This window comes from Mesorhizobium sp. M0037, assembly GCF_040323635.1.
Lineage (GTDB): Bacteria > Pseudomonadota > Alphaproteobacteria > Rhizobiales > Rhizobiaceae > Mesorhizobium.
The window spans coordinates 1-20,170 of the sequence record NZ_JAMYVB010000023.1; the positions used below are offsets into that span (position 1 = coordinate 1).

At 64.3% G+C, this 20,170-nt stretch carries 28 protein-coding genes, 1 pseudogene and 1 riboswitch; of the genes and pseudogenes, 17 read left to right on the forward strand and 12 right to left on the reverse strand.

Translation table 11 applies throughout. From position 1 onward, the window contains the following. Window positions 1-201: 201 nt before the first annotated feature. Window positions 202-1,083: an EamA family transporter gene (locus NKJ78_RS26770; RefSeq protein WP_352562735.1), complete on the forward strand. Its 882-nt coding sequence runs from the start codon at window positions 202-204 to the stop codon at window positions 1,081-1,083. Window positions 1,084-1,228: 145 nt separating this feature from the next. Further along, complete coding sequence (locus NKJ78_RS26775) at window positions 1,229-2,404, forward strand: hypothetical protein (protein WP_352460523.1); 1,176 nt, start codon at window positions 1,229-1,231, stop codon at window positions 2,402-2,404. Window positions 2,405-2,494: 90 nt separating this feature from the next. Here the strand turns inward: NKJ78_RS26775 and NKJ78_RS26780 are convergent, their stop codons facing one another. The 4 genes from NKJ78_RS26780 to dinB all read right to left on the reverse strand — a co-directional run bounded on the left by NKJ78_RS26780 (window position 2,495) and on the right by dinB (window position 4,447). Then, window positions 2,495-2,587 carry a hypothetical protein gene (locus NKJ78_RS26780; protein ID WP_023689018.1) on the reverse strand — a complete coding sequence of 31 codons (93 nt, stop codon included), beginning with the start codon at window positions 2,585-2,587 and terminating at the stop codon, window positions 2,495-2,497. Between the two features lie 73 nt (window positions 2,588-2,660). Next, window positions 2,661-2,759, reverse strand: a complete 99-nt coding sequence (locus NKJ78_RS26785; protein ID WP_023740117.1) for a hypothetical protein — start codon at window positions 2,757-2,759, stop codon at window positions 2,661-2,663. Between the two features lie 58 nt (window positions 2,760-2,817). Further along, a complete protein-coding gene (locus tag NKJ78_RS26790; RefSeq protein WP_023670351.1) occupies window positions 2,818-2,916 on the reverse strand; it encodes a hypothetical protein in 99 nt (32 codons plus the stop codon). Between the two features lie 289 nt (window positions 2,917-3,205). Then, complete coding sequence (gene dinB / locus NKJ78_RS26795; protein ID WP_023740116.1) at window positions 3,206-4,447, reverse strand: DNA polymerase IV; 1,242 nt, start codon at window positions 4,445-4,447, stop codon at window positions 3,206-3,208. Window positions 4,448-4,680: 233 nt separating this feature from the next. On the opposite strand from dinB, the gene NKJ78_RS26800 reads away from it, so the two are divergent. The 3 genes from NKJ78_RS26800 to NKJ78_RS26810 all read left to right on the forward strand — a co-directional run bounded on the left by NKJ78_RS26800 (window position 4,681) and on the right by NKJ78_RS26810 (window position 5,967). Beyond that, the gene (locus tag NKJ78_RS26800; protein ID WP_023670353.1) at window positions 4,681-4,917 is read left to right on the forward strand and encodes a hypothetical protein; all 237 of its coding nucleotides are present in this window, start codon (window positions 4,681-4,683) and stop codon (window positions 4,915-4,917) included. A gap of 154 nt (window positions 4,918-5,071) precedes the next feature. Next, window positions 5,072-5,479, forward strand: coding sequence for a heme-copper oxidase family protein (locus NKJ78_RS26805; protein WP_023749548.1), 408 nt, complete (start codon window positions 5,072-5,074; stop codon window positions 5,477-5,479). A 266-nt stretch (window positions 5,480-5,745) separates the two neighbouring features. Next, window positions 5,746-5,967, forward strand: a complete 222-nt coding sequence (locus NKJ78_RS26810; RefSeq protein ID WP_023670355.1) for a hypothetical protein — start codon at window positions 5,746-5,748, stop codon at window positions 5,965-5,967. 301 nt (window positions 5,968-6,268) lie between these two features. Here NKJ78_RS26810 and NKJ78_RS30840 read toward each other — a convergent pair. After that, a pseudogene (locus NKJ78_RS30840) lies at window positions 6,269-6,403 on the reverse strand (PRC-barrel domain containing protein); the annotation flags it as partial. After that, window positions 6,370-6,699 carry a hypothetical protein gene (locus NKJ78_RS26820; RefSeq protein ID WP_023740113.1) on the reverse strand — a complete coding sequence of 110 codons (330 nt, stop codon included), beginning with the start codon at window positions 6,697-6,699 and terminating at the stop codon, window positions 6,370-6,372. The pseudogene NKJ78_RS30840 and the gene NKJ78_RS26820, both read right to left, overlap by 34 nt. Window positions 6,700-6,859: 160 nt before the next feature. Here NKJ78_RS26820 and NKJ78_RS26825 point away from each other — a divergent pair, with 160 nt between their 5' ends. From NKJ78_RS26825 to NKJ78_RS26840, 4 genes are all read left to right on the forward strand, one after another. After that, complete coding sequence (locus NKJ78_RS26825) at window positions 6,860-7,162, forward strand: hypothetical protein (RefSeq protein WP_023740112.1); 303 nt, start codon at window positions 6,860-6,862, stop codon at window positions 7,160-7,162. Between the two features lie 342 nt (window positions 7,163-7,504). Next, window positions 7,505-7,834, forward strand: coding sequence for a DUF1236 domain-containing protein (locus NKJ78_RS26830; protein WP_023670359.1), 330 nt, complete (start codon window positions 7,505-7,507; stop codon window positions 7,832-7,834). A 95-nt stretch (window positions 7,835-7,929) separates the two neighbouring features. Further along, a complete protein-coding gene (locus tag NKJ78_RS26835) occupies window positions 7,930-8,145 on the forward strand; it encodes a hypothetical protein (protein WP_023670360.1) in 216 nt (71 codons plus the stop codon). 92 nt (window positions 8,146-8,237) lie between these two features. Further along, window positions 8,238-8,477, forward strand: coding sequence for a DUF2934 domain-containing protein (locus tag NKJ78_RS26840; protein WP_023740111.1), 240 nt, complete (start codon window positions 8,238-8,240; stop codon window positions 8,475-8,477). A 159-nt stretch (window positions 8,478-8,636) separates the two neighbouring features. Here the strand turns inward: NKJ78_RS26840 and NKJ78_RS26845 are convergent, their stop codons facing one another. Both NKJ78_RS26845 and NKJ78_RS26850 read right to left on the reverse strand, forming a co-directional pair. Then, window positions 8,637-8,888 (reverse strand): hypothetical protein, encoded by a 252-nt coding sequence (locus NKJ78_RS26845; RefSeq protein WP_352460522.1) that lies wholly within the window; start codon window positions 8,886-8,888, stop codon window positions 8,637-8,639. A 265-nt stretch (window positions 8,889-9,153) separates the two neighbouring features. Continuing rightward, window positions 9,154-9,474 carry a GSU2403 family nucleotidyltransferase fold protein gene (locus NKJ78_RS26850; RefSeq protein WP_023740109.1) on the reverse strand — a complete coding sequence of 107 codons (321 nt, stop codon included), beginning with the start codon at window positions 9,472-9,474 and terminating at the stop codon, window positions 9,154-9,156. A 279-nt stretch (window positions 9,475-9,753) separates the two neighbouring features. Next, window positions 9,754-9,866, forward strand: a riboswitch (TPP riboswitch). Here NKJ78_RS26850 and NKJ78_RS26855 point away from each other — a divergent pair. From NKJ78_RS26855 to NKJ78_RS26870, 4 genes are all read left to right on the forward strand, one after another. Continuing rightward, entirely contained in the window at window positions 9,857-10,465 is a 609-nt protein-coding gene (locus tag NKJ78_RS26855; RefSeq protein WP_023730345.1) for a YkoF family thiamine/hydroxymethylpyrimidine-binding protein, read from the forward strand. It overlaps the preceding riboswitch by 10 nt. Window positions 10,466-10,720: 255 nt before the next feature. After that, on the forward strand, window positions 10,721-11,563 hold the full coding sequence (locus NKJ78_RS26860) for an ABC transporter permease (protein WP_031253609.1): 843 nt from the start codon (window positions 10,721-10,723) through the stop codon (window positions 11,561-11,563). Further along, complete coding sequence (locus tag NKJ78_RS26865; protein WP_352460521.1) at window positions 11,560-12,342, forward strand: ABC transporter ATP-binding protein; 783 nt, start codon at window positions 11,560-11,562, stop codon at window positions 12,340-12,342. Before NKJ78_RS26860 ends, NKJ78_RS26865 begins: the two co-directional genes overlap by 4 nt. Next, window positions 12,339-13,346 (forward strand): ABC transporter substrate-binding protein, encoded by a 1,008-nt coding sequence (locus NKJ78_RS26870; protein ID WP_352460520.1) that lies wholly within the window; start codon window positions 12,339-12,341, stop codon window positions 13,344-13,346. Before NKJ78_RS26865 ends, NKJ78_RS26870 begins: the two co-directional genes overlap by 4 nt. 172 nt (window positions 13,347-13,518) lie before the next feature. Here the strand turns inward: NKJ78_RS26870 and NKJ78_RS26875 are convergent, their stop codons facing one another. Further along, window positions 13,519-14,181 carry a LexA family transcriptional regulator gene (locus tag NKJ78_RS26875; RefSeq protein WP_023672482.1) on the reverse strand — a complete coding sequence of 221 codons (663 nt, stop codon included), beginning with the start codon at window positions 14,179-14,181 and terminating at the stop codon, window positions 13,519-13,521. A gap of 80 nt (window positions 14,182-14,261) precedes the next feature. Between NKJ78_RS26875 and NKJ78_RS26880 the strand changes: the two genes are divergently transcribed. From NKJ78_RS26880 to NKJ78_RS26890, 3 genes are all read left to right on the forward strand, one after another. Beyond that, a complete protein-coding gene (locus NKJ78_RS26880; protein ID WP_023693857.1) occupies window positions 14,262-14,636 on the forward strand; it encodes a hypothetical protein in 375 nt (124 codons plus the stop codon). Window positions 14,637-14,722: 86 nt separating this feature from the next. Then, window positions 14,723-15,415: a GcrA cell cycle regulator gene (locus tag NKJ78_RS26885; protein ID WP_023693856.1), complete on the forward strand. Its 693-nt coding sequence runs from the start codon at window positions 14,723-14,725 to the stop codon at window positions 15,413-15,415. Window positions 15,416-15,687: 272 nt separating this feature from the next. Further along, on the forward strand, window positions 15,688-16,287 hold the full coding sequence (locus NKJ78_RS26890; protein ID WP_023693855.1) for a DUF6456 domain-containing protein: 600 nt from the start codon (window positions 15,688-15,690) through the stop codon (window positions 16,285-16,287). 65 nt (window positions 16,288-16,352) lie between these two features. Here NKJ78_RS26890 and NKJ78_RS26895 read toward each other — a convergent pair whose 3' ends face one another. After that, window positions 16,353-16,661, reverse strand: coding sequence for a hypothetical protein (locus NKJ78_RS26895; protein ID WP_023693854.1), 309 nt, complete (start codon window positions 16,659-16,661; stop codon window positions 16,353-16,355). A 203-nt stretch (window positions 16,662-16,864) separates the two neighbouring features. Here NKJ78_RS26895 and NKJ78_RS26900 point away from each other — a divergent pair, with 203 nt between their 5' ends. Next, window positions 16,865-17,749, forward strand: coding sequence for an NmrA family NAD(P)-binding protein (locus tag NKJ78_RS26900; RefSeq protein ID WP_023805600.1), 885 nt, complete (start codon window positions 16,865-16,867; stop codon window positions 17,747-17,749). Between the two features lie 57 nt (window positions 17,750-17,806). Here the strand turns inward: NKJ78_RS26900 and NKJ78_RS26905 are convergent, their stop codons facing one another. Further along, entirely contained in the window at window positions 17,807-18,574 is a 768-nt protein-coding gene (locus NKJ78_RS26905; RefSeq protein WP_352460519.1) for a COG3904 family protein, read from the reverse strand. 146 nt (window positions 18,575-18,720) lie between these two features. Continuing rightward, on the reverse strand, window positions 18,721-19,995 hold the full coding sequence (locus tag NKJ78_RS26910) for a DUF763 domain-containing protein (RefSeq protein ID WP_352460518.1): 1,275 nt from the start codon (window positions 19,993-19,995) through the stop codon (window positions 18,721-18,723). Between the last annotated feature and the right edge of the window lie 175 nt (window positions 19,996-20,170).

The window sequence follows — 20,170 nt, forward strand, 5'->3', positions numbered from 1 at the left end:
TTGGCGCTGCGGCGGACGCATAGGGGGAGAGAAGTGTCACCTATGTATCCGGTTCAAAGTGTTACCCATCTATCGGCTGGACACGTCGGCGTTCGCCTTCCACGTCTTGCCCCATCAACAGTCTGCCCGTGCCACACGACAGCCAGGCCTATTATCCATATCTCGGGCCAACGCTGCGGCGCACCGCGGGGGGGACTGGAATTGACGTCGACGCCGATTGCCGTAGCTGAAGCGAAGGCCTTGCCGATCGGCGCGTTGCTTGGCGCAATGGTGTCGATCCAGATCGGCGCCACCTTCGCCAAGGGCGTGTTTCCACTGATTGGCGCCAACGGCACCACGGCGCTGCGGCTGGTCGTGGGCGCGCTGATGCTGGCGGCGGTGCTGAGGCCGTGGCGGGTGCGGCCGTCGCGCGCCGTGCTGCCCTGGCTCATCGCCTATGGCGTCAACCTCGCGGCGCTGAACCTTTTGTTTTACGCAGCGCTCGCCAGAATTCCGCTCGGCGTCGCGGTGGCGCTCGAATTCTCCGGCCCGCTGCTCGTGGCGACGCTGTCGTCGCGGCGCGCCACCGACTTCGTCTGGGTGGTGCTGGCCGTTGCCGGCATATTGCTGTTGTCGCCCTTCATCCACTCCGGCAGTTCACTCGACCCGGTCGGCGTGATGCTGGCGCTGGCCGCCGGCGGCTGCTGGGCGCTCTACAACGTCTTTGCACAAAAGGCCGGCGCGGAGCTTGGCAGCCAGACCACGGCTTACGGGCTGGTCATTGCCGCTGCCGTCGGCCTGCCGTTCGGCCTCGCCGAGGCGGGTACCGGCCTGATCGCACCCGCGATCCTGGTCAGCGCGCTGCTGGTCGGGCTGTTCTCCAGCGCCTTGCCGTTCTGGCTGGAGATGGTGGCGCTGACCCGGATGCCGGCCAGGCTCTACGGCACGCTGACTTGTCTGGAGCCGGCGCTGGGCGCGCTGGCCGGCTTCCTGTTCCTGCACGAAATCCTGAGCCCGCTGCAATGCGCGGGCATCGCCGCCGTGGTCGTCGCCGCCTTCGGCGCGGCGCTGACGACGAAGCCGCCGGTACCGTCGCCGGAATAGTTGCCTGAAATGGATATGTGACGCCGATGCCGTGGTCCGCCGGTCCCGTGTCCGGTTGCTCAAGCGCCTGCAGCATCGATATATGGATCGATGTATGCGCAGGAGATCCAGATGAGCAGGGCCGACAGCATTGCTTGAGCCGTCCGTGATCAAGGCAATACTCCTTGTCGGGTTCGCTGCTGTCGTTGCGGCTCTCGCCTGGCGGCTGGCGCGGTCTCGTCGCAGAGCCCGGCTTCGTGAAGATCCGGCCAACGACTACGCCGTGCGCCGCGACTGGTCGGGCAACCACGGCAAGCTCAATCATTCGTCCTTTGTCTATTTCGATGCCGATCGCGACGGCCGCTACGGGCTCGGCGACCGCCCGATGGCCGGCATCATGGTCAGACTGCATGATGGCGACGGCCGCTTCGTCGCCGCGGCGCGGAGCAATCGCGGCGGCTTTGCCAATTTCCTGGCGTCGACGAAACGTCGCGCCGCGCCCATCCATGTGCCGGGCAGCTACCGCTTCACCGTGTCGGTTCCGCCCGGCTGGCGCGCGAGCAGCGCCAACGAGGTCCAGTCGCAGCACCTCCGGCCGCTGCCGGGCTCGCCCACCGGGCTGGCCTCGGAAGCAATGCTGCAGCCGGTCGGCCTGTTTGCGATACGCCGGCTCAGCGGCCGCGTAGCGGACGGTGCTTCGGCGAGCATCTCGGTGATGGCGAAAGGGCAAAAGGTGGCAGTGCATCCGCTAAGTGCTGGGGCTGGCTTCCGTCTCGATCTGCCCGATGACGCCGACGCGATCGAAGTCACCGGCGATGGCATGGAACGACGACTGGCCTTGTCCGCCTACCCGACCGAGCTCGGCCTGCTGTCGCCCGAGAACGCGGCTGTCGACAGCGCCGCGTCCTTGCAGGCCATCGGTTTCGACGATGTCACGACGCGCGGCCTGCGCAAGGTGCCGTCCGGTTATGCCGGGTTGACCTGGTTCAACCTGAACGCACTGGCGCGCGATCATACCGAAGGCAGCGAAGGCTACGTCAACGGCAATATCTCGGGAGACCATGTCTGCTATACGAGCAGCGGACACCCGGCCGAATTCTCGAGCGACAAACCGTTCGGGTTCCATTCCGTGATGCTGACAGCGGCATGGTTGAAGTCCGAAGGCGAAACCGCACTGGTCGAGAGCTGGCTTGGCGACCGGCTGATCGCCAGCGACACGATCGTCCTGTCGGCACTGGCGCCCGTCCACTATGCGCCGATGCTGGCGGCGGTGACGCGCGTGCGCCTCTCCACGAGCCACTATTGGCAGCTCGTGCTCGACGATCTGGTGGTTGTGCGCTGAACGGTCCCGCCGCCTGCGGGAGATCATGCTCCGGAAACGATCAAGCCGCCCGACTCTGCCAGGAGGATCTCGATCTACCGGGGAACGAGTTTAGCCCGGAATAGGAGCAGAAGCGCCGTTCGCGGTGATCTGCGAGAGCTTGCCCTTTTTTACCAGCACTGGCTTGGAATAGGTCTTCCTCATTTTCCACTCTCCACGTCGGGCACCCAAAGCCCTGTTCCCGGCCAGACGGCACGAGGCGTCGGATAATCGGCTGCTAGACGGCGACCGGCCCGGAGCCGTTACCATTGTCGGCTGTAACCTGCGAGAGCTTGCCCTTCTTGACCAGCGCCGGCTTCGAATAGGTCTTCTTCATGCCGCATCTCCAGTGTCAGGCGAGGCCGCCAGATCAGGCGACAGCCGACTCAACGACTTCACTCGATCGGGCCGGAACCCGCTCCATTGGCGAGCGCCGTAACCTGCGAAAGCTTGCCTTTTTTGACCAGAACAGGCTTCGAATAGGTTTTCTTCATAGTGAATCCTCCAACCTTACGCGATAATGCCAGACGGATCGGCACTGTCAACCTTCGCGGCGCCGTCGTCCCGTCCCGGGTTTTCTTGGTCCCGATGCACTAACTGCAAGTCCACCTTCATCGACAAAGCGTTGTTCTTGGGCGTGCATGGCGTGGCCGGGTTGCGGTGCGAAAAATGTCCGAAACTGCGGCGGGTCTGGCCTGGCTGGTCGGCCTGCTCAGGCAGACCGGAAATGCAGCGCTATCTTCGGGTGCCGCGTAAGCATTGGCCTGGCCGTCGCGGCGGTCCTCAAAGCTCCTTTTCCGCCAGTTCGCGGAAGGCATCGGGAACCGAGCGCCGGGCTTCCAGCGCCACGGCGCCATAGCCGACAGCCTCTCTGCCAAAGCGCTGGCGGATCTTGTCGATGGCGCGGTCGGCGCCAAAGCGCGCTAGGCCTTGCCTGCTGCCGGGCCGCTGCTTTTCATCGGCAAGCCCGAGCGGCAGCTCCAGCTGCAGCTCGGCACTTTCTTCCATCTGCGACACCGAGACCGCCAGCAGCGAGATGGTCTTCTCTCGAGGGTTGGCGGCCAGCACGCCGCGCACCAGCTCCTCGGCGATTTCGGCCAGCATCGCGGTTGCCGAAATCGGCTGATCGAGCGTCAGCGAGCGTGTGACCGCGCGCAGATCGGCGAAACGCACGCGCACCGTCACCGTGCGCCCGGGCCGTGATTTCGCCCTGAGCCGGCTGGCGACCCGGTCTGCCAGATGCAGCAGGACGGGTCCGAAGATACGCGCCTCGGCCGGCCGTCTGCCAAGCGCCGACTGCGCGCCGGCGGAATGCGACCGCCTGTGGGTTTCGAGCTTTCGCGGGTCGCGGTTCCATGCCAGCGACGCCAGCTTTTCGCCGGCGGCGGGCCCGAGCAATCTTCGCAGCGCCCCACCATGCGTCTTTGCCAACTGGCCGATGGTCTCGATGCCGATCTCGGCCAGCCGCGCTCTGGTCGCCGGGCCGACGCCCCACATCAGCCCGACCGGCAGATCATGCAGGAAGGCAAGTTCGGTGTCCGGATCGACCACCACCAGCCCGTCGGGCTTGGCCACCTGCGAGGCGATCTTGGCCAGATGCTTGGTGCGCGCCACGCCGATCGAGATCGGCAGGCCGAGCTCTGCCCGGACGCGCTGACGCACCGTGGCGGCGATCTCGGCCGGCGGCCCGAACAGATGCGTGCAGCCGGCGACGTCGGCAAAGGCTTCATCGATGGAAATCCGCTCGACCAGCGGCGTGAAATCGTCGAGCACCTTGATGGCGGCGTCGCCCAGCCGCTGATAGTCGGCGAAATGGCCGCCGACGAAGATCAGTCCGGGGCAAAGCTCGCGCGCGCGTCGTCCGGGCATGCCGCCGCGCACGCCGAAAGCCCTGGCTTCGTAGGAAGCGGCAAGCACGACGCCGCCGCCGACGGCGATCGGCTTGCCCCTGAGCGCCGGGTCGAGCAGCTGCTCGACCGAGGCGTAGAAGGCGTCGAGATCCGCATGCAGGATGGTGGGCTCCATCCCGACCGTTCCCTTTGCGGCGTTGCAGCATTAGCCGCGTCTGTTGTGAGAGGCGTTTTTGCCGAACAAATAGAGAACAAACAGGGCCTATTGTCAAGCGAAGCGGTTGTCGCCGGCCGGCCCGTTCCAGGTCGGGCTGTCGAGTGCTCCGCCTGGGCATCGGACCTGCGGAACATTGCCTCTCGCCTCGGCGTTCATATCCGCGACGGGACGCTGTTTTTTTGGAGGCCGGTATGGGCCAGTTCGAGATGATCGACCTCGTCAGCGTCATTGACGCCTGCACGAGCGATCGCGTTGCCGGGCACTGCGTGTCAATGGCCAGGGCGGTGGAGGAGTTGCGAGTGCTGACCGGTGATTTCGTATCGCCGGACGAGACGGTGGCCAACGCGCTGTCGGCAGTGGCGCTGGGGCGCGGCTGCGCGGTGGTGTTCGACGAGCGAGCGGGCGCCGACATCTTGCTGACGCCGTAGCGCGGCGGCGCCGGGTTGTGGCAGCCAGAAAAGTCGAACAGCGTGCAAAAAGCTGTGCAGGCATGGCCCCATAACCGGGGCGTGGAAAAGTTCTGCGCGTGGGTGTATTCTCCAGGTCGCAAGCGGTCGCAGACCGCATAGGGGGAGAAATGACATGCCGAGGGTTTCAGAACTCTTTTTCAAAACTGCCATCTTGTTCCTGATGTTGGGGATTGCGGCCGGCCTGCAGATGGCGATCTCTGGTGACCACGCCGCTTTTCCGGCGCACGCGCATATCAATCTGCTCGGTTGGGTGACGAGCGCCATCTTCGGCGGCTACTACGCGCTCAATCCGCAAAAGGCGGCGCGTCGCATCGCCATGATCCACTACGGGCTCTACACACTCGGCCTGGTGATCATGCTGCCGGCGCTGTATGTGATGCTGCAGGGAAACCCGGCGCTTGAACCGATCGTCGCCGGCGGCTCGGTCATTATCGCCGCTGCCGTTCTGGTTTTTGCTTTCGTGGTGTTTTCGCCCGAAACGGCGCGCTCGGTGTCCGGCGTGGTTCCGGCCTCTCGCTGACTGTTCGCGCGCGGCGATCAAAGTCCGACCCGCATTCGCGACCCGCGACACGGGTTGGCCAGGCCGATGGCCGCAGCCGCTGGCTGCGGTGTCTATCGCCGCGTCGGCGCTTAACATACCCGAGTCCCACCACGTATTATTTCGTGACTATTTGGCGCCGGAACCTTCCCAGATATCGCGCGTTGCGGCGACTGTATTCGCGCTGCCTTATATATAGGCAGACTTGAGTACGTCCACAGCATGGGTTGGGGGAGGAGCAGGCCACCATGTCGAACAGAGAAATCGGAACGTCGGCCTCACTGGGCCGACGCATCGCCGATCTGAAAGCCAGGATGCGAGACGCCAGCGTTACTGAACACGAGATGCAGACCTTCCAGAAGGTCGCGGCCATCATGGGGGGTGTCGAAGGCTCCCTACGCCTCGACGCCGACGACCTGATCGCGGCGTCCTTCGTCACCGAGGCGCTCGGCGATCCCGGGTCGAACTGAAGGTCAGAGCCCGTCGGCACTCAAGTGCCGGCGGGCGATGGCCCGGTTCGCAGCGTTGCGATGCTGGAGCGTGTCTGCGCCGCCCGCGGCGGGGATATCTTGCGCACTTTGAAGATTTCAGGCGAGCGGCCTCGACGGCGCTTGAGATATTGGGCTTCGCGTTCGTGCTTCTCGGCTGCCTCGCGGCTGTCGAACGTGCCGAGATTGCGTCGCCGCCGGCCCTTGACCACAAGGGCTAAATTTAACCAAACCGCCAAGGCGCCTTAAACGAAGGATCAGACCAGCCGGATCCTTCGAAATATCAATCGCGATGCTCCGGCATCGCCTTCAGCTCATCCTTGGTCCAACTGGTGACGGCGTGGACGTCCCGGGAAACCTCTCGAAAGTCCGCGGTCGCTGCCCTTACACCTCGTCGAACGGGCCGCCGCGCCTCGCCAGGTCGTGACCAATGGCGGCTTCCTCGGCGTCGTCGGGCAAGGCATCGTCACTGTCCTGGTAGGGGTTGTCGTCATCCTCCTCGGGCAGTTCGCCTTCCTTCTCGACTCCGGTGGTGTCCGGCAGGCTTTCCTCATCTGCTCCGTCGGGCAGGACCGTTGCGCCACGCAGCGCATCCCAATCCTGCCGGCGCGGCGTCGGCGCCTCCACCTCGTCATTGGCGATCGTGTCGCGGGCATCGTTTTTGCTCGGTGGCGCCTCGACCTCGTCATTGGGTTTTCTGTTTCGTTCTTCCATGATTGCCTCCTCTGGGCGGCTTTGCGTCGAGAAGGTGGAACTCACTTCCGGCTGTCAGGTTCCGGCAACCACTCCATCTCCGTGGAACCAATTGCCGCCAGTCTGCTTTGCCAAGGACTAGTCTGTTTTGCCAAGGAGATGAATCCAGAGGAGCTGGACCATGAAGACTTTCCCCCTCATCCCATGCGTGCTGCTCTTGGCGCTGGCCGACCCGGCGGCTGCGCAGGACAATGGCGACCGGAACGGCCCTGCCGCGCCTTGCCAGGCGCAGCCTCAGGACGATGCTCGGGAGCCGCCGGTCGCCAATGGCGGTGGCGAATCGACCAGCACGCTCGGTCCCTGCGGCGGCGTGCTGCAGCCGCCGCCCAGTGGTGACCAGGGTATGACGCAGCCGCCGCCGGACCAGGGCAAGACGCCGGTGATCAAGCCTGGCGAGGTGCCTGCGCAGCCGCCGAAGCAATGACCTTTGCTTGAAACTTCACGGCGTGGCACGAAGGCGGTAGGTTCCGGTCTTGGCCGGGCGACGCGGTCACCGGATCAATGCCGGCGCCGGCCGCGATCGCCACCGGAATTTGGAGCCGTGCATCGTCCACGTCGAAGGTCTCCTGAGGGATTGTGCTTCAATGCGAATCTTGCGGGTGCGGGTTCTGCTGGCATGACCGGGAAGCCGATCAATTTAGTCTCCGCTTGCGGAACAAGACCGTACCGGCTGCGTTTGCCTCCAGGAGCCCGCCACCTCGATCTGCGCTGTTTTCGCCTCATGCGGGAACACGGCGGAGCTCGCCAACAACGACAGGAGACGAAGATGAAAACCATCCTTATTCCCGCCGTCGCCGGGCTCGCCATGATCGCTGGTATCGGCATTGCCGCCGCCGACGAGGTCATCGTCACGCAGCCGGCACAGCAGCAGGTGATCATCACCCCGGAACAGCGCACGGTCGTGCACCAGTACGTAAAGAAACATCCGCTTGCCTCGGTCAATCTGCTCGGCGTCGAATTGAATGTCGGCACTGCCTTGCCTGACACTGTCGAGCTGCAGGAGGTTCCCGACGTTCAGTACAGATACGCCGTCGTCGACAACCATACCGTGTTGGTCGACCCCAGCACGCGCAGGATTGTCGAGGTGGTCGAGTAACGCTCGACAACCTAACCATTCATCGGTGATACGGCCCTGTCGTTCTTCCCAAAAGGGCGGCAGGGCCGAATGAACATGATGAAAGGAGAATTGCCATGTTGCCGCATGTCGAGACCCCGAACTCCGCCAATGTTGCGGCGTGTTGCGACAAGTTGCTGGCCGAGCGCAACACGGCGCTGTTATCGATGAAGGAAGCGATCGCGCTCCTGCGGGAGCGCACCGGCACCGATCGTTCGGATGCCGACCTCGCGGGGCTGATCGTCAAGAAAGCGGCGCTGCTCGGCGTTGCGGTGATTTCCGACCCGCGCTGAGATGTCTCGTCACTCAAGACGCCGGCCGAATTTTCGGCTAATGTTTTCGTGGAATCTGGACCAACCGACCGGACCCAACCACGGAGGCTTAAGTGACGGACGACAAACAGGACCGCATTCGCCAGCGCGCGCACGAGATTTGGGAAAAGGCCGGCCGGCCTGAAGGCGCGCATCAGGAACACTGGGAGCAGGCCACGGCTGAAGTCGATGGCGCGGTCGCCAAGCCAAAAAAGGCGGCGAAGAAAGCTGACGCCAAGCCCGCCAAGGCAGCCGCCAAGTCAAAGGCAGCGAAGCCTGCCGCCGCAAAGTCCGGCAAAGCCAAATCGAAATAAGGCCAAGTTGAAACAAGGCCAGTCGAAATAAAGCAAGGCCGGAATTAGCTGGCCGGGCCATCCTTGGCGCCCGCCGTTCAGGCGCGCCCGAGCCTCTCAACCTGACGAATTGCGCCTGCGACGGGCAGCGCAATTCCTTGTGTTTGGCGACAGGCGCCCTCATGCCTCCCAGGCATAACTCGACAGCGCAAAGCGAATCCCGGCAGCTGTCATGGCCAGTTCGCATTCGGTGATCTGGCGCAGGTGGCGCAGATAGCGCGCTACAGTCTGTGGCAGCCAGCCGGCGCAGGCCTCGACATAGGCGCGGCTGTGAACAAGGGTGCCGGTCGACAGCCTCTTGTCCTTCTCGGCAACGACTTTCAGATATTGGCGGATGAAGCGGATGTCGTCGGCGATGTCCTGGCTGGCCATTCGCCAGGCCCCGGCGAGGCGTTCGCACTGATCGAATGACAAGGGCAACAAAGGGGGCGGCAATAAAGGCGGCGGCAACAAGGGCGGCGGCAATGACGGGGGTGACAGCAAAGGACGAGAGAGATCGGCGAAGGCAACATGGTTCGCTGTGCTCAAGGACATTCCTCTCTGCGAAAAGAGATATCGTACTTTATGTACGAACGAGCGTCAAGCCAATTTCGTACAGTTGGGACGATGACAATGAATATAGCAGCGGTCGCTTCAGCTAATCACGCATCGTGAATCCTTCAGGACTCGCACCAATTTCGCGGAGGGATTTTCCCAGGATGGTGTTGACTGTTTCCCTCGTGTCGGCGTCGAACAGGTTCAGGCCGCGCCGGATCGTCTCGCGCCAGTTTTCGCCCTTGTCCCACGCGTCCATGAAGGCGAAGGCAAGGTCGTCCTGGCGACGCGTGGCTTCGAGCGCTTGGGTCAGCAGGCGCGCTTGATGGAGATCCTTCTCCCGCTTGGCCCCAGCGCTCGGCCCGAGTCGCGAGGCGACGATCAGCTTGTGGATGGCGTAGCGCTGGGGCGAGGGGACCAGCACAGGCAAGCCCTAGCGACGCAGCAGCACAGTTCGGATGGGGTCGCGGATAAGGAAATGCAGAAACCGTAAGGGCTGCGCGGAGGCTCTGCCGTTTTCTTGTAATTACGTTTATCAGCTTGAATTTCAACGCAGTTATAAGAAATTCGTGGAAATCTCATAACGCAACGAACTGACGAGTCGCTCTGAACGCCCGGGCGCCCGGCCCGTCTGGCCCAAAACACTTTGCCGCAGTGCCTTCAACAAACGGCTTCCCCAATGTCGCGAACAATGCTTTAACCCGCTCATCCACAGGGGTGCTCCGTATGGTCGGGGCTGAGATGAGGGCGGCAAGCCTTCGGACCCTAAAGCTGATCTGGATAATACCAGCGGAGCGAGGCGGGCGATGTTTTCAGGCGCACAGATTTCCCTTTATCCCATGACCGACGATTTCGTCGGCGTCATCCTTGGCGCGCTCGGCGCGCTCGATCCGTGGCGCGACCGGCTGCGGATCGAAACCGACGACATCTCGACGCTTATGGTCGGGCCGCCCGAGGTGCTGTTTCCCGCCATGCGCGACCTGTTCGTCGCGGCGGCCAGAAGCGGCAAGCACTGCGTGCTTTCGGCAGCGGTCTCGCGCGGCTGTCCGGGCGAGCCCGACGATCCGATCTGCCGCTCCGACGAGACCGGCGGCCCCGCCATTCCGCTGGACGAGCGCAAGATCGCCGCGATCCGCGCTGTCCAGGCCACGCCGTCGACCGGCCAGCCGGTGGCGGCGCAGTTCTCGCTCTATGTGATGGGCACAGGCGACCATATGGACGAGATCTATGGCTGCATCGATTTCCTGAAACAGTCCGGCGTCTTTGAACGCTCAAAGAACTTCTGCACCAAACTGCGCGGCGATGCCGGTGCGGTGTTTGCCACGCTCAACGAGGCCTTCTGCCGCTTCGGCCCCGGCGCCGGCCACGTCACCCTCGACATCACGATTTCGGCGAACAGCCCGAGCGGGGTCTGAGCCGCGGCTCAAGCGTCGTTCCTCGAGGATGTTGCCGTGGCTGGTTTATCTGACCCATTGCGTGGAGGAGATGCCTCTGACCCCTCAGCACAAAGAGGAGGGGAGCCATTGGCGATTGGCGAAGACCGCGATGCCCACGAATCTCCCCCCTTGAGCGGGAGATGGCCGGCAGGCCAGAGCGGGTCCCACCGCGTGGAGCGCCGACGCCCTTTTTGCATCGGCAAGGCGTGGGCGCCCTATGCGAGACGACCCCCTCTGTCGCCTTCGGCGACATCTCTCCCTCGAGGGGGGAGATTAGCCGCAGCCATCGCCAAGACCATCCCTGCCGCCATCGCCTTCGCCTTGCTCCTCGCGGCCTGGGAACTCTACGCCCGCTATGGCGGCGCTGCCCCCATCATGCTGCCGCCGCCGTCGCGCGTGCTGCAGCAGGCCTGGGAGCATCGCGCCGCACTCGCCGACAACACCATGCCCACCGTCCGCGCCACATCAGCCGGCTTCGCCTGCTCGTTGGTCGCTGCCTTCGTGCTTTCGGCGCTGGTCGATTTCTTGGCCCCGCTGCGCCGCGCGCTGTTTCCGCTGCTGATCGTCAGCCAGACCTTGCCGCTGGTCGCGATCGCGCCGCTCATCGTGCTGTGGTTCGGCTTCGGGCTGATGCCAAAAATCCTGCTTGTGGCGCTCGTCACCTTCTTCCCGATGATGGTCGCGCTGGTCGAAGGTTTTGCTGCGACCAGCAAGGAGATTTCGCAGATGCTCGCCGCCATGGGGGCAGGGCGCTGGCGTATCTTCTGGCTGGCGCGCCTGCCTTCGGCGCTGCCCTATTTCTTCGCCGGGCTGCGCATCTCCGTCACCTACGCCGTGGTCGGCGCGATCTTCGCCGAATATGCGGGGGCGGCGAAGGGGCTGGGCATCTACATGCTCAATGCCAAGAACAACTTTCGGCCCGATCTGGTGCTCGCTGCCGTCGCCGTCAGCGCCGCGCTCACGCTGATCCTGTTCGGCATTGTCGTGCTCGTCCAGCGTTTCGCCATGCCTTGGGAGAATGCAGGGAGCGAAAGCCGCGACGGCAAGGTTGAAGCTGCAGAAGAGAACCGTCAATGACGCGGCTCGAACTCCGGGACATCAGGAAGAACTTCGGCGCGCTTGAGGTGCTCGCCGGCATTTCGCTTCATGTCGCGGCCGGCGAGTTCGTCTCCATCCTCGGCCCTTCCGGCGCCGGCAAGTCGACGCTGTTCCAGTTGCTGACCGGCGCGCTGAAAGGTGAGGGCGACATGCGCTTCGACGGCGCGCCATTGCAGGGCAGCCCCTTCGCCTTCATGCCGCAGCGCGACGCGCTGATGCCGTGGCGGCGCGTCATCGACAATGTGACGCTGGGGCTGGAAGTTCAGGGTCTTGGCCGCAAGGCGGCACGCGAGCACGTCGCGCCGCTGTTTGCCGAGTTCGGCCTTGCCGGCTTTGAGCGCGCCTGGCCGGCGGAACTTTCCGGCGGCATGCGCCAGCGCGCGGCGCTTTTGCGCACCGTGGTGCAGCAGCGCGACATGCTGCTGCTCGACGAGCCCTTTGGCGCGCTGGATGCACTGACCCGCGCGGGTGTGCAGCGCTGGCTGGAAGGCATGTGGCAGCGCCACCGCTGGACCGCGCTGCTGATCACCCATGACGTGCGCGAAGCCGTCTACCTCTCGGATCGAATCTATCTGATGTCGGCGCGGCCGGCCCGCATCATCGGCGAGATTGCCGTGCCGCTGCCGCGCCCGCGCACCACCGGCGGCGATGCCGCGCGCCAGGCCGCCGCGCTCGAAGCCGACATCCTCGACACGCTGCTCAATCCCGGGACTGACCGGGGCTTGTTTCCGCAGACCGCTCAAAGGAGTTTTTCATGACCGAATTCACACGCCGGCAGGCTTTGCTGCTGACGCTGGCCGCCGGATTGCCGCTGGCCTCTCGCGCTCATGCGGCTACGCAAAAAATCACCGTCGCGCTCGACTGGACGGTCAACACCAACCATGTCGGCCTGTTCGTTGCCCGCGACAAAGGGTTTTACGGCGAGGCTGGGCTCGATGTTGAGATCCTGCCCTATGGCGATACCGGCGCCGGCACGCTGGTCGCCAACCGCATCGCCGATTTCGGCATTGCCGGCGTCGGCCTGTTTACCCAGCGGGCTGCCGGCGCCGATCTTAAGGCGGTCTACGCCGTGGTCCAGCAGGAGACCGGCCGGTTGGTCTTCAACGCGGATCGCGGCGAGATCAAGAGTCCCAGGAATCTCGACGGTCTGACCTATGGCGGCTTCGGCAGCGCCTGGGAAAACACGCTGATCTCGACCATCATCCGCCACGATGGCGGCAAGGGCGTTTTCGAGACGGTGACATTAGGCACCTCGGCCTATGAGGCGCTGGCCAACGGCTCGGTCGACTTCACGCTGGAGGTCTCGACCTGGGAAGGCGTCGATGCGGAGCTGAAAGGCGTCAGGCAGCGCGGCTTCCGCTACGCCGACTACGGCGTGCCCGACGAGCACACCACCTTGATCGCCTCCAGCAATGCATATCTCCAGGCAAACCCGAAGGCCGCATCGGCCTTCGTCGAAGCAACGCGGCGCGGCTACCAGTTTGCCTGCGATCACCCGCAGGAGGCTGGCGACCTGCTGATCGCGTCCAACAAGGACGCGCTGACCGACCCGGCGCTGATCCACGCTTCGCTGAAGATGCTCGTCGACGGGCACTTCTTGCGCAGCCAGGACGGCGTCATCGGCACCATCGCCAGGGCCAAGATCGAGGCGATCGGAACCTACCTCTTCAGGGCCGGCATATTGCTCGATGGCGATGGCAAGGTTCTGAAGGAGAAGCCGGATTTCGGGGGGTATTTTACGAACGAGTTTTTGGGCGCGTAATCTCCCCCCTCGAGGGGGAGATGTCGCCGAAGGCGACAGAGGGGGTCGGTACGTCCTGACGCGACTTCCTATCGCGGACAGAGGACGTCAGCGCCTTACGCGCGGCGACCCCCTCTGGCCTGCCGGCCATCTCCCCTTCGAGGGGGGAGATTGCGCCTCACCGCCTTCTCCCTCACATATCGATCATCGAGCGCTTCACCCGGCCGATGATGGTGATGGCGCCTTCCAGCGCCGGCGGCGGGATGTCCATGTAGGAGGCCGGCTGGAAGGGCGGGTTCTCGTTGGGGCGGTAACGCTTGTAGGTGGCCTGGCCGGATTCGTCCGAAATGACGTAGCAGCCATTGGTCACCAGCCGCTTGTCCCTGAGGTTGACGAAGATGATCGAATCCGGTGGCGAGATCTTGTTCATCGACGGGCCGTCGACGCGCAGAGCAATCCATTGGCCCTGCTCCAGATCGGTGGTGGGGATGGTCGGATAGTCGCTGAGATTGACCACCATGTCCTGGCTGCCGAGTTCGCCGGCGCTGATCCATGAGACGATGGGCACATCGACGGTGGCCAGCGACGGCATCGGGATCTGCCGGCCCGACTCGTCAAAGCCGAAATGGCCCCCCGCAAGGCTGCCGCCGTCACCGTTGAACAAGAGCCAGCCGGGATCGACGCCGAACAGGCGGCCGTATTTCTCCGCCGCCTTGCGCGACAGCGGCCGGTTACCATTCTCGTGACTGATCAGCGTGTTCTTGTTGATGTCGCGCAATGCCCGCGCCGCGTCGCTCGGCGAGGCATAACCCGCCTCCGCCCGCGCCTGCTGCAATCTGTGCCTCGGTTCCTGCATCGTACAAATTGCCTGAAATTTATCGTCCAATATGTACGATTTCGCTTGCGTACGTTTCGTACATATCGTACGCTTAGCGCATGATCGAACAAACCGCAAGCGTTTCCGCAGACATCGTCAGCTTTCTCCCATCGTCCGGGCTGTCCTCCTCCCCGGTCCGGACGCAAACCGGGGCTCTTGCCCCGGATCCGGTCGAACCGTCGTCCCCCCGATCGACCGGAACGGCCGGAGCCGCTCCTCTCCCGGCTCCGGCCACCTCTTCAGCCCATGGCGCCGCCGGTGCGCCAAGGGCTGTCTCCGGCGGGCAGGGTATTTCCTGCATCCGCACGGAAGATGGCACCGTCATCCTGTTCGACCGGCTGACGGGCAGGGCGGTTTCCGCCCTCACCAAAGCGGCCGCCGAAGCCGCCTTGCGGCATCTCGCCGGCTCGCTGCCGGCCGCCAGTATCGGCTGACCGCACCGACCATCCGCTCTGATTTTTTCCCGTGGGCCCTCGGGGCCGGCGCTCGGCCTTTGCGCGCGCAATCAATGGATACCGACATGACTGCCTATACCGACACCGAATTGCAGGAGATCGCCGTCTGGCTGAGGGATGGCCTGTCGGCCACAGGGATCGCCGTCCGCTTCACGGCGCTGCGCGGCAGTCCGGTCTCGCGCAATGCCATCATCGGCATCGTCCACCGCAACAGCGCGTTGAAGACCATCGGCTTCGCCAACCCCAGAGGCGGCAGGTCCGGCGGCCGACCGAGGAAGAATGCGACGGGGAAGACTGCGGCAAACGAGAATACCGCCAAGAGGAATCCGCCGGCGCAGCCAAGCAAGCTCGTAAGGGAAGTAGGAGTTTCGAAGCAGGCCGCGCCGGTCAAACCGGCCGCCAAACCGAGCCGTCAGCCATCGGCCAGGCCTCTGTTGCCAGCCCGTCCGGCGCCCTCGATCCCGGGCGAAGGACGGCTGGTGGTGGACGGCGAAATCTACCGCTTCAATGTGCCGGCGCCGCGCCCTGCCTCGCTCGGGCGTCAGCCGCATGTCGCCGCCATGCGCTTCATCGACTGCCTGTTCGACCGCTGCCGCGCGCCGCTCGACCTGACGCTGGAGGAAGACCCCGACAACGATGCTCCCGGCAGTCGGCCGGGGCTCGAGATGCTGTGCTGCGGCCTGCGCACAAGGGCGCTGAAAAGCTACTGCGAATATCATCAGACGCGTTTCCACCGACCTGTGGCGGAGGTGGTGTGAGCGGCTGGGCTCCGTTCCTCGCCTCCGGACGACCCCACCAATGATCGAAAGCCGGCGGGACAGCGCCCCCCTCTGTCCTGGCGGACATCTCCCCCACGCGGGGGGAAATTGGCAGCTCGCTCGCACTGCCTTCCAACGGCGGTGGTGATTGGCGAAAGCCGACGCGACATCCGATCTCCCCCCTCGTGGGGGAGATGCCCGGCAGGGCAGAGGGGGGCGCGAAGGAACGCCAACCTCCCGGCTCAACAACCCAATCCCACAAGGATCCCCCGATGAGCAAAAAAACCGCGCAGAAAGCCAAACCGCCGAAAGTGCCTGCGGGCGAAGCCGAGCAGGTGCGCATCCGCCGCGAGATCGGCCATGATTTCGCGCTGAAGGACGATCGCTTCGGCCGCAAGCGGTTGAGCGTCGGCACCGAAGAGGCGCGGCGCGTCTACGAGGTCTCCAATGACGGCTACACCGCGACCGGCGGCATCGTGCGGGTGCGCAATGTCGATCCGCTGGTCGGCATCACCTCGCTGACCCGCCAGCAGCGTGAGGCCGGCCAGCGGTTTCGCGACGATTTCGAGCGCGCCTCGCGTGACGGGCTGCGGCCGATGCCGTGGGAAGAGCGCATTGACGGCGGCCGCATCAATGGCGGCATCCCCGACCGCGTGCTCAACGCCGGCCGCGCCCACACCCATGCCATCGCCGCCATGGCCCACTGGGAAGTGGCGGAGGTGGTTCGCAAAATCTGCCTCGAAGGCCAGTCGGTGAAGGCGCTCGCCGAACGCACCGGCGAGGGACGAGATGTGGTGGTGAAGCTGTTGAAGGTCGGGCTCGACCTTTTGGCCGTGGGTTACGGGATGATGCTGATGCGGAAGCCGCGATAAGGCCGGCAGCCGCGCAGGAAGCGGCCGGCCGGCAGATGCCGGCCGACCGGTTTCACCCTATCGGATCACCGTTCGCAAACGCGAATTTCCTCGACGATCCTGTGATGATGGCGCCAATGCTTGACCAACTCTATACGGCAATGGCGATGGTGCCTGTGATACCTGTGGTACCTGAAGCCGTTATCGTAGGCATCATACTGGTAGTAGGGGCGAGGAGCGTAGCGATCGTAATAGTCGCCATAGCTGTCATTGTAGTCATCGTCATAGTAGCCGTTGCCGATGCCGATCACGACGCGCCCGCCGGCATTCGCCGGGGCGATCATCGCCGCCGCCGCAGTGATAGCGATAGCCGAAGCAAGCAGGAGCTTTCTCATAGCTGCCTCCTATTCAAGGTTGCGCTAATATAACTCGCTGGGCACGACCTCGTTCCATAATTTTGCAAGATGCGAACGACCCCTGCGCCGTGCATTGCGAGGAAGTTCAGCGTCACCTCCTGTCAGCATCGTCCCCCGATTTTTGAACCCTTCGCCGCCCCAGCCATTAATCCGGCATGAATCGGCAAGGGAAGGACGAGACCATGCATGTCATTCTTGGAGGTACCGGCCATGTCGGCTCGGCGGCGGCAATGGCGCTGTTGCGGCAGGGCGAGGATGTCACGGTGGTGACGCGCGACGAGTCGAAGGCCGCATGGTTGGTTGAACAGGGCGCGGAGGCCGCGGTTGCCGATGTGCTCGATGTCGAGGCGCTGCGTGAAGTCTTGCGGCGCGGCAAGCGGGCGTTTCTGCTCAACCCGCCGGCCGATCCATCGACCGACACCGACGCCGAGGAGCGCAAGACGGTTGGCGCCATTGCGGCGGCGCTGGAGGGCTCCGGCCTCGAAAAGCTGGTGGCGGAATCGACCTACGGCGCGCAGGCCGGCGAGGGTGTCGGCGATCTCACCGTCCTTTACGGCCTCGAGCAGAAGCTGAAGGCCCAGGCCATTCCGGCAAGCGTCAACCGCGCCGCCTATTACATGAGCAACTGGGATCAGGCCCTGGAGACGGCGCGGCGCGACGGCGTCATCACCTCCTTCTTCCCGGCGGATTTCGAGCTGCCGATGGTGGCGCCGCAGGATCTCGGCGAGGCCGCGGCGAGACGTCTGCTGGAGCCGACGGACAAGACCGGCACGCACTATATCGAGGGCCCTCGGCGCTACTCAGCCGCCGATGTCGCCGCAGCCTTCAGTGCGGCGTTGCGCAAAAACGTGCGCGTGGTCACGGTGCCGCGCGAGCGCTGGACAGAAACCTACGAAAAACTCGGCTTCTCCAAAGCGGCGGCCGAGTCCTACACCCGCATGACCGGGGCCACGCTGGACAAGCCGGCGGAGCCGGAAAACCCGGAGCGCGGCACGACCAGCCTGGAAAGCTATATTGCTGCGCTCGTCGAGGGGCGGCCGGAAGACCTGTTGAAGGGTGCCGCGTAAAGTGAAGGGTTGCTGTTGAGAAACAGGCGCTTCGACGACCTACGTGGCCCGCTATTACTATTGCCTGACCGTTCGGCAGTTGCCCGCCGGCGGCGTGGTCTTGCAGATATCGATGGAGGTGCGCGTGTCGCCGTGACCGGTTTCGGTTATCAGATTCAGGTCCAAAAGTTCGTATGTCACGAGGTATCGTATGCTGTCGTCGGGTATTTTTTGCATGGCCGATACGATCCACGAACCTGCTTTCATCTCGGTGAAATAGCTGTCGACCTTGCGTTCATACCATTTGGGTATCGGAACGAGGACGATGGTCTTCTTGCCGTGGATTTTCTTGGCGGCCGGCAGCATGATCCGGTGAATGCCGACAAAGGCGCGGCTGTCTGCCAGGCGCCGTACGCCGCCCGCAAGAACCATCGTACAAGCTGACGAACAGACTGCGCCGACGGGGTTGGCGACGCCGAAGCGGAGGTCGCCCGGCCCGCAGGCTTTCGTGTCTGGCGCGCATTCGGAGAACTCCGTCTTGCCAACCATCGTGTCGAGCCCGCTGGCGCGGATCATATGGCCAAGCGCCATCGCCGCATCGGTCTCGCCGCCCGGGGAATTCAACGCCAAAGGCAATTTGCGGGGGCCGAGTTTTTTCAGCAAAGCCTTCAGCAAAGCTGGCGTGCCGGCCACGATGTGACCTTCCGCCGAAATCCATTCCGGGCATGTCGGCTCGCATCCTGGCGTGCTGTTGCGTACAACGACGAAGTGCATCGGCGGTGTATATGCCAGTATGACAGGCTCAGGCGTCGTTTGGGCGATCGCGCCGCCAATCGCCAGCAGCACGAAAACCAACGTCCATGCGAATGTCTTCATGCCGAGCCTCGCCTGGCAGAGCATCACTTGAGAAATGGGTCTTTGCAAGCATTATCAAAACAGCCGAGCACGTGTTTCTATGGGCCGCGCACTATCTCTGCATGATGGACAGGCCGCTACTGGCGGCCCCTGTCTGAACCGTCGTCGCTTTCCGCCGCCTTCTCCCACCCGAACACACTGCGCCCTCCCAGCAGATGCGACTGGTCGAACTCGCCGGCGACGATCTCCTTAAGGCTCGGCCCGGTGACGTAGCGCTCCAGCCGGCGCGCCTCGCCATCCAGGCGCTTCAGCGCGCCAAGCTCTTCCTCGCGGCCGAGCTTGGCCTTGCCGACGGCCGATTTCAGCACCGCGATCGTCTCGTCATAGACTTTCAGCGGCACCGGGAAGGGATGGCGGTCCTTGCCGCCATGGGCAAGCGAAAAGCGCGCCGGGTCGGAGAACCGGCAAGGCGCGCCATGCACCACTTCCGCCACCATGGCCAGCGCCCGCACTGTGCGCGCGCCGACGCCGGGCACCAGCAGCAGTTCGGGAAAATTGGCCGGCCCGCTTTCGATGGCCGCCGAGATGTTGCCGTGCAGCCGGTGCATGACGATGTCGCTCTCGCGCACGTCGTGATGCGCCGGCATCACCAGATTGGGCAGCATCGGCTGCGCCGCCGGTTTCGCAGGCGCTGCTTTCGGCGGCGGCTCCAGCACGGCAAGCTCGTCGAGGATCCGTTCCGGGCTCATGGTCTTCAACAGGTCGATCTGGCCGCTACGTGACGGCGCGGCGCGATGGTCGGTCAGGTTGACGATCTCGCCCTGCCGCTCGCCCTCGATCGCCGCATGCGGCTGGTCGACGAAACTGGTCAGCCCTTCCGACAGCCAGTGGTAGCGGCGCGCCTGCCTGCTGTCGCCGTTCATGCCTTGCTGCACCACCACCCAGCGGCTGTCGTCGGTGACGATGAAGCCGTGCAGATAGAGGTCGAAACCGTCCTGCACGGCGGCACTGTCGACCTTGGCGACCAGGCGGCTGGCGGTCGCAAGGGCCGCGCCATCGATGCCGACGCGCTCGCCGATCGCCGCCAGCTCCTGCGGCGTCTTGCGTGAATGCGCGCCGCGCCCGCCGCAGACATGGATGCCGAGCTCGCGCGACATCGGATTGAGCCCGCGCTTCAGCGCGCCGACGACCGAAGTGGTGATGCCCGAGGAGTGCCAGTCCATGCCCATGACGGCGCCGAAAGACTGGAACCAGAACGGATGCGCCAGCCGCCGCAACAGCTCGTCGCGGCCATAATGATGGATGATCGCCTCGCACAGCACCGCGCCCAGCCGCGTCATGCGGTCACCCAGCCATTTCGGAACCCGCCCGCCATGCAGCGGCAAGTCCGCACTGCCGCTTCGCTGCGTCAAGTGAATGCTCCGTGGCTAAGGCGCACCGGCGGTGCGCCTGTGATCTAGATGGCATTTGGGGGGCGATTTGCAAGCGGGGTGGGGGCGGCGACTATCGTCGCCCTACGCTCTTCTTGGCGTCTCGCCGAAAGATGCAGTTACGCCGCCTGTCGCACCTGGCAATAAGGTCGGCTCC

What these genes read in the sequence shown, in the direction of transcription:
- NKJ78_RS26865 (WP_352460521.1), top strand. Translation starts at nt 11,560, where the DNA reads ATGACGCGGCTCGAACTCCGGGACATCAGGAAGAACTTCGGCGCGCTT.
- dinB (WP_023740116.1), bottom strand. Translation starts at nt 4,447, where the DNA reads ATGGAGCCCACCATCCTGCATGCGGATCTCGACGCCTTCTACGCCTCG.
- NKJ78_RS26780 (WP_023689018.1), bottom strand. Translation starts at nt 2,587, where the DNA reads ATGAGGAAGACCTATTCCAAGCCAGTGCTGGTAAAAAAGGGCAAGCTC.
- NKJ78_RS26855 (WP_023730345.1), top strand. Translation starts at nt 9,857, where the DNA reads ATGTTTTCAGGCGCACAGATTTCCCTTTATCCCATGACCGACGATTTC.
- NKJ78_RS26890 (WP_023693855.1), top strand. Translation starts at nt 15,688, where the DNA reads ATGAGCAAAAAAACCGCGCAGAAAGCCAAACCGCCGAAAGTGCCTGCG.
- NKJ78_RS26785 (WP_023740117.1), bottom strand. Translation starts at nt 2,759, where the DNA reads ATGAAGAAGACCTATTCGAAGCCGGCGCTGGTCAAGAAGGGCAAGCTC.
- NKJ78_RS26885 (WP_023693856.1), top strand. Translation starts at nt 14,723, where the DNA reads ATGACTGCCTATACCGACACCGAATTGCAGGAGATCGCCGTCTGGCTG.
- NKJ78_RS26805 (WP_023749548.1), top strand. Translation starts at nt 5,072, where the DNA reads ATGCCGAGGGTTTCAGAACTCTTTTTCAAAACTGCCATCTTGTTCCTG.
- NKJ78_RS26875 (WP_023672482.1), bottom strand. Translation starts at nt 14,181, where the DNA reads ATGCAGGAACCGAGGCACAGATTGCAGCAGGCGCGGGCGGAGGCGGGT.
- NKJ78_RS26835 (WP_023670360.1), top strand. Translation starts at nt 7,930, where the DNA reads ATGTTGCCGCATGTCGAGACCCCGAACTCCGCCAATGTTGCGGCGTGT.
- NKJ78_RS26900 (WP_023805600.1), top strand. Translation starts at nt 16,865, where the DNA reads ATGCATGTCATTCTTGGAGGTACCGGCCATGTCGGCTCGGCGGCGGCA.
- NKJ78_RS26810 (WP_023670355.1), top strand. Translation starts at nt 5,746, where the DNA reads ATGTCGAACAGAGAAATCGGAACGTCGGCCTCACTGGGCCGACGCATC.
- NKJ78_RS26845 (WP_352460522.1), bottom strand. Translation starts at nt 8,888, where the DNA reads ATGGCCAGCCAGGACATCGCCGACGACATCCGCTTCATCCGCCAATAT.
- NKJ78_RS26870 (WP_352460520.1), top strand. Translation starts at nt 12,339, where the DNA reads ATGACCGAATTCACACGCCGGCAGGCTTTGCTGCTGACGCTGGCCGCC.
- NKJ78_RS26800 (WP_023670353.1), top strand. Translation starts at nt 4,681, where the DNA reads ATGGGCCAGTTCGAGATGATCGACCTCGTCAGCGTCATTGACGCCTGC.
- NKJ78_RS26830 (WP_023670359.1), top strand. Translation starts at nt 7,505, where the DNA reads ATGAAAACCATCCTTATTCCCGCCGTCGCCGGGCTCGCCATGATCGCT.
- NKJ78_RS26825 (WP_023740112.1), top strand. Translation starts at nt 6,860, where the DNA reads ATGAAGACTTTCCCCCTCATCCCATGCGTGCTGCTCTTGGCGCTGGCC.
- NKJ78_RS26820 (WP_023740113.1), bottom strand. Translation starts at nt 6,699, where the DNA reads ATGGAAGAACGAAACAGAAAACCCAATGACGAGGTCGAGGCGCCACCG.
- NKJ78_RS26895 (WP_023693854.1), bottom strand. Translation starts at nt 16,661, where the DNA reads ATGAGAAAGCTCCTGCTTGCTTCGGCTATCGCTATCACTGCGGCGGCG.
- NKJ78_RS26880 (WP_023693857.1), top strand. Translation starts at nt 14,262, where the DNA reads ATGATCGAACAAACCGCAAGCGTTTCCGCAGACATCGTCAGCTTTCTC.
- NKJ78_RS26790 (WP_023670351.1), bottom strand. Translation starts at nt 2,916, where the DNA reads ATGAAGAAAACCTATTCGAAGCCTGTTCTGGTCAAAAAAGGCAAGCTT.